The following is a 4,822-nucleotide window of genomic DNA, read 5'->3' on the forward strand; positions in this document are numbered from 1 at the left end:
CGCCACCCCGGATCACACCGCCGCGGAGGACACCGCCGCGGACGACACCGCCGACCCCGCCGAGCGCCTCACGGTCGTGCCCGCGCGGCACCCGTGGCGCTGGGTGGCGACCGCCGTGGTCGCCCTGCTCAGCGCGATGGCGCTGCACGCCCTGGTGACCAACCCGGCGTGGGACTGGGGGACCGTCGGGGAGTTCCTGTTCGCGCCGTCGATCGTGCGCGCCGTCGGGCTGACCCTGCGGCTGACCGTGCTCGGCATCGTGCTCGGCTTCGTGCTGGGCACCCTGTTGGCGTTGATGCGGCTCTCGCCGAGCCCACTGCTGCGGGCCGTCAGCTGGACGTACATCTGGATCTTCCGGTCGGTGCCGCTGATCCTGCAGCTGCTGTTCTGGTTCAACCTGGCACTGCTGTACCGGGCGATCTCCTTCGGCATCCCGTTCGGCCCGGCGTTCTTCGCCGTCGGCACGATGGACCTGATCAGCCCGCTGACCGCCGCCGTGCTCGGGCTCGCCCTGCACCAGGCCGCCTACGCCGCCGAGGTGGTGCGCTCCGGCTTCGTCTCGGTGGACCCCGGCCAGCTGGAGGCGGCGGCCGCGCTGGGCATCCCTCGGCTGCGCCAGTTCCGCCGGATCCTGCTGCCGCAGGCCATGCGCACGATCTTGCCGACGGCGGGCAACGAGCTGATCGGCCTGGTCAAGGGCACGTCGGTCGTCTACATCATGGCGCTGAGCGAGCTGTTCTACCAGGTACAGGTGATCTACACCCGCAACGGCAGGGTGATCCCGCTGCTACTGGTGGCCGCGCTCTGGTACCTGGCGCTGACCACGGTGATGTCGATCGCGCAGTTCTACGTCGAGCGGCACTACGCGCGCGGGGCGTCCCGGGCACTGCCGCCGACACCGCTGCAACGGCTGCGCGCCTCGCTGCGCCGCGCCGAGGCCGGCCTGGCGCGGCGCCGGGGCACAGCATGAGCGCGCCGGTGCAGGCCGGCGGAGAGCCGGTGACCGAGCGGGCCGGCACGCCGATGGTCGAGCTGCGCGGCGTGCACAAGGCGTTCGGTGCGCTGGAGGTGCTTCGCGGGGTGCACCTGACGGTCCGCGCCGGCGAGGTGACCGTGCTGCTCGGCCCGTCCGGCTCCGGCAAGTCCACGTTGCTGCGCACCATCAACCACCTGGAGAAGGTCGACCGCGGCTTCGTCAGGGTGGACGGTGAGCTGATCGGGTACCGGCAGGCCGGGCAGCGGCTGCACGAGCTGCCCGAGCGGCACATCCTGCGCCAGCGCAGCCACATCGGGTTCGTGTTCCAGAGCTTCAACCTGTTCGGGCACCTGACCGTGCTCGACAACGTCGTGGAGGCGCCCGTGTCGGCGCAGGGCCGGGACCGCGCCGAGGCCGTCGAGCACGCCCGCGAGCTGCTCGCCAGGGTCGGGCTCGCGGACAAGGCGGACGAGTACCCGACGCGGCTGTCCGGCGGCCAGCAGCAGCGCGTCGCGATCGCCAGGGCGCTGGCACTGCGGCCGAAGCTGCTGTTGTTCGACGAGCCGACGTCGGCGCTGGACCCGGAGCTGGTCGGCGACGTACTGACCGTGATGCGCAAGCTCGCGCTGGACGGGATGACGATGCTGGTCGTCACGCACGAGATGGCGTTCGCCCGGGAGGTCGCGGACCGCGTGGTGTTCATGGACGGCGGCGTGATCGTCGAACAGGGCCCGCCCGCGGACGTGATCGGTGACCCGAAGGAGGAACGCACCCGGACGTTCCTGCGCCGGGTGCTGGATCCGACGCACGTGGAGCCCACCAGCTGAGAGAGGACTCAGTCACGCTGCGTGTCCGGGTGATCGACGGATACGCAGCGTGGCAGCAGTCAGACTACGAATAGGTCTCTGTTCCGGGTTGGTTCGTGCGCGGCCCGCCGGTCGCTGTGTCAAGATGCGGACACACGGCACCGGGCCCGACCGGTGCCCGGTTTTGGAGGACCAGATGTCTGTCCTGCGAAGGGCGCTGGTGCTGTCCGGCGCCCTGGTGCTCGCGGCCTCCGGCTGCGGTTCGAACTCCCTCGAGAACGGAGGCTCGTCCACGTCTCCGTCGACCGCTCCGTCGAGCGCCCCCTCCAGCGCACCGTCGAGCGGTGGGTCGGACCTCAGCGGATCGCTGCCGCCGAAGATCAAGTCCGCCGGGAAGATCGTCGTCGGCGTCGACGCGACGTACCGGCCGAACGAGTTCCTCCAAGGCGGGAAGACCGTGGTCGGCATGGACGTCGACCTGTTCAACGCGGTGGCGCAGAAGTTCGGCGTCACGGTCGAGTGGCAGCCGGCCACCTTCAGCACGATCATCACCGGCGTCCAGGGCGGCAAGTACGACATGGGCATCTCGTCGTTCACGATCAACGCCGAGCGCAAGAAGCAGGTCAACATGGTCAGCTACTTCAGCGCCGGCACCCTGTGGGCGGTCAAGCAGGGCAACCCGAAGGGCGTGAACGCCGACGACGCCTGCGGCAAGACGGTCGGTGTGCAGACCGGTACGACGCAGCAGCAGGACGACCTGCCGATCCGGCAGAAGAAGTGCAAGGACGCCGGCAAGCCCGCGATCAACGTGCTGCCGCGGGACAAGCAGGACCAGGCGACCGCGGACCTCGCCTCCGGCAAGACCGACGCGATGCTGGCCGACTCCCCCGTCGTCCTGGACGCGATCAAGCAGACCAACGGCCAGCTCCAGCAGCTCGGCCAGATCTACAACGCCGCGCCGTACGGGTACGTCGTGCCGAAGGCGGAGACCGCGTTCGCCCAGGCGATCGCCAAGGCGTTGCAGGAGCTGAACACGGACGGCACGTACAAGACCGTCCTGCAGAAGTGGAACAACAACTCGGGCGCGATCACCGACTTCGCGGTCAACCCGTAAAGCCGTTGCCATGAGCGAGCGGAGCGAGCTCATCAGAGAGCACAGTGCGCCACGAGCCTCATCCGCGCCCGGAGCGAAGCGAGGACGTGGATGAGCACTGAAACCGAAGCCCGGCCGCAGGACGCGGCGCCTGACCGGCCGGGCGCGATCAATGCCGTACCGGTCCGGCATCCCGGCCGCTGGGTCGCGATCGCGCTGATCGCGGTCCTGGCCGCGATGCTGCTGCATCTGCTGGTGACCAACAGCGCCTTCGACTGGAAGTTCGTCTTCCAGGCGATGAACCAGCAGCCGGTGATCAACGGCTTCCTCAAGGGCACGCTGATGGTCACCGCGCTGTCGATGGTGGTCGGCGTCGGCGGCGGCGTCCTGCTGGCCGTGATGCGGCTGTCCGACAACCCGATCCTGGCCGGGGTGTCCTGGGTGTTCACCTGGTTCTTCCGGAGCATCCCGCGGTACATCCTGCTGTTCACGATGGGTACGCTCGGCATCCTGTTCCCGAAGGGCATCGCGATCGGGGTCCCGTTCGACTGGAAGCTGATCGAGTGGTTCGGGCTGTCCGGGGACTGGCGGTTCCTGAACCTGGACGCGAACCAGGTGTTCACCGGGCTGGTCGCCGGTGTGATCGGGCTCGGGCTGTCCGAGGCGGCGTACATGGCCGAGATCGCCCGGGCCGGGATCATGAGCGTGGACAAGGGCCAGGCCGAGGCCGCGGAGGCGCTCGGGATGAGCAGCGGCAAGGTGATGCGCCGGGTCGTGCTGCCGCAGGCGATGCGGGTGATCGTGCCGCCGACCGGCAACGAGACGATCGCGATGCTCAAGGACACGTCGCTGCTGGTGGCGGTCCCGGTGATCGGCGAGCTGTTCTACCAGCTGCAGTCGATCGGCAGCAACTTCTACAAGACGTTCCCGATCGCGGTCGCGGCCACGCTGTACTACCTGGCCGCGACGAGCGTGCTGATGATCGGACAGTACTTCCTGGAGCGGCACTTCGGGCGCGGGTTCGGGACCACCAAGGCGCCGCGGGCCGCGCGCCCGGCCGGGGCGGGAGGCGCCTGATGCCACTGGTCCACGCGGTCAACGTGACCAAGTCGTTCCACCACAACGAGGTACTGAAGGGCATCGACCTGGACGTCGAACGCGGGCAGGTGGTCTGCCTGCTCGGCCCGTCGGGCTCGGGCAAGACCACCTTCCTGCGCTGCATCAACCAGCTCGAGACGATCGACGGCGGCCGGATCTGGGTCGACGGCGACCTCATGGGCTACGCCGAACGCGACGGCCACCTGCATCACCTCACCGACAAGCAGGTCGCCGAGCAGCGGCGTGAGATCGGCATGGTGTTCCAGCGCTGGAACCTCTTCCCCCACATGACCGCCCTCGACAACATCATGGAGGCGCCGGTCCAGGTCAAGGGGGTCAAGAAGGCCGAGGCCCGGACCCGCGCGCTCGCCCTGCTCGAGCAGGTGGGGCTCAAGGACAAGCCCGGCGCCTACCCCGCCCAGCTCTCCGGCGGACAGCAGCAGCGCGTGGCCATCGCACGGGCACTGGCGATGGACCCCAAGCTGATGCTGTTCGACGAGCCCACCTCGGCGCTCGACCCCGAGCTGGTCGGCGAGGTCCTGCGGGTCATGCGCCAGCTGGCCGACGACGGGATGACGATGATCGTGGTGACCCACGAGATGTCGTTCGCCCGCGAGGTCGCCGACCGGGTCGTCTTCATGGACGGCGGCGTCGTCGTCGAGCAGGGCCCGCCGAGCCAGGTCATCGCCGACCCGCAGCACGAGCGCACCAAGTCGTTCCTGCGGCGGATGAGCCGCGAGGAGCCCGAGCAGCAGGCCTGACGGGCGACACCAGAGGGGCCCGACGGCGACCAGCCGCCGGGCCCCTCTCGCGTGCCGGGACACGGTCCAGCCGGACAGCGTGCCGGGC

Annotated in this window: 5 protein-coding genes; all 5 read left to right on the forward strand. The window is 69.5% G+C overall.

Annotated features, from left to right (window positions below):
* A partial coding sequence (locus tag VFF46_RS29415) for an amino acid ABC transporter permease (RefSeq protein WP_325040479.1) occupies positions 1 to 970 on the forward strand: 970 nt, incomplete at its 5' end.
* Positions 967 to 1,803 carry an amino acid ABC transporter ATP-binding protein gene (locus VFF46_RS29420; RefSeq protein WP_414673105.1) on the forward strand — a complete coding sequence of 279 codons (837 nt, stop codon included), beginning with the start codon at positions 967 to 969 and terminating at the stop codon, positions 1,801 to 1,803. The genes VFF46_RS29415 and VFF46_RS29420, both read left to right, overlap by 4 nt.
* A gap of 175 nt (positions 1,804 to 1,978) precedes the next feature.
* A complete protein-coding gene (locus VFF46_RS29425) occupies positions 1,979 to 2,896 on the forward strand; it encodes an ABC transporter substrate-binding protein (RefSeq protein ID WP_325040480.1) in 918 nt (305 codons plus the stop codon).
* 90 nt (positions 2,897 to 2,986) lie between these two features.
* Positions 2,987 to 3,952, forward strand: a complete 966-nt coding sequence (locus tag VFF46_RS29430; RefSeq protein ID WP_325040481.1) for an amino acid ABC transporter permease — start codon at positions 2,987 to 2,989, stop codon at positions 3,950 to 3,952.
* The gene (locus VFF46_RS29435; RefSeq protein ID WP_325040482.1) at positions 3,952 to 4,734 is read left to right on the forward strand and encodes an amino acid ABC transporter ATP-binding protein; all 783 of its coding nucleotides are present in this window, start codon (positions 3,952 to 3,954) and stop codon (positions 4,732 to 4,734) included. The genes VFF46_RS29430 and VFF46_RS29435 overlap by 1 nt, the downstream gene beginning before the upstream one ends.
* The last annotated feature ends 88 nt before the right edge of the window (positions 4,735 to 4,822 follow it).

The organism is Kribbella sp., from assembly GCF_035655035.1.
GTDB lineage: Bacteria > Actinomycetota > Actinomycetes > Propionibacteriales > Kribbellaceae > Kribbella.

Coding starts and splice junctions, on each gene's coding strand:
- VFF46_RS29425 (WP_325040480.1), top strand. CDS start 1,979: ATGTCTGTCCTGCGAAGGGCGCTGGTGCTGTCCGGCGCCCTGGTGCTC.
- VFF46_RS29435 (WP_325040482.1), top strand. CDS start 3,952: ATGCCACTGGTCCACGCGGTCAACGTGACCAAGTCGTTCCACCACAAC.
- VFF46_RS29430 (WP_325040481.1), top strand. CDS start 2,987: ATGAGCACTGAAACCGAAGCCCGGCCGCAGGACGCGGCGCCTGACCGG.
- VFF46_RS29420 (WP_414673105.1), top strand. CDS start 967: ATGAGCGCGCCGGTGCAGGCCGGCGGAGAGCCGGTGACCGAGCGGGCC.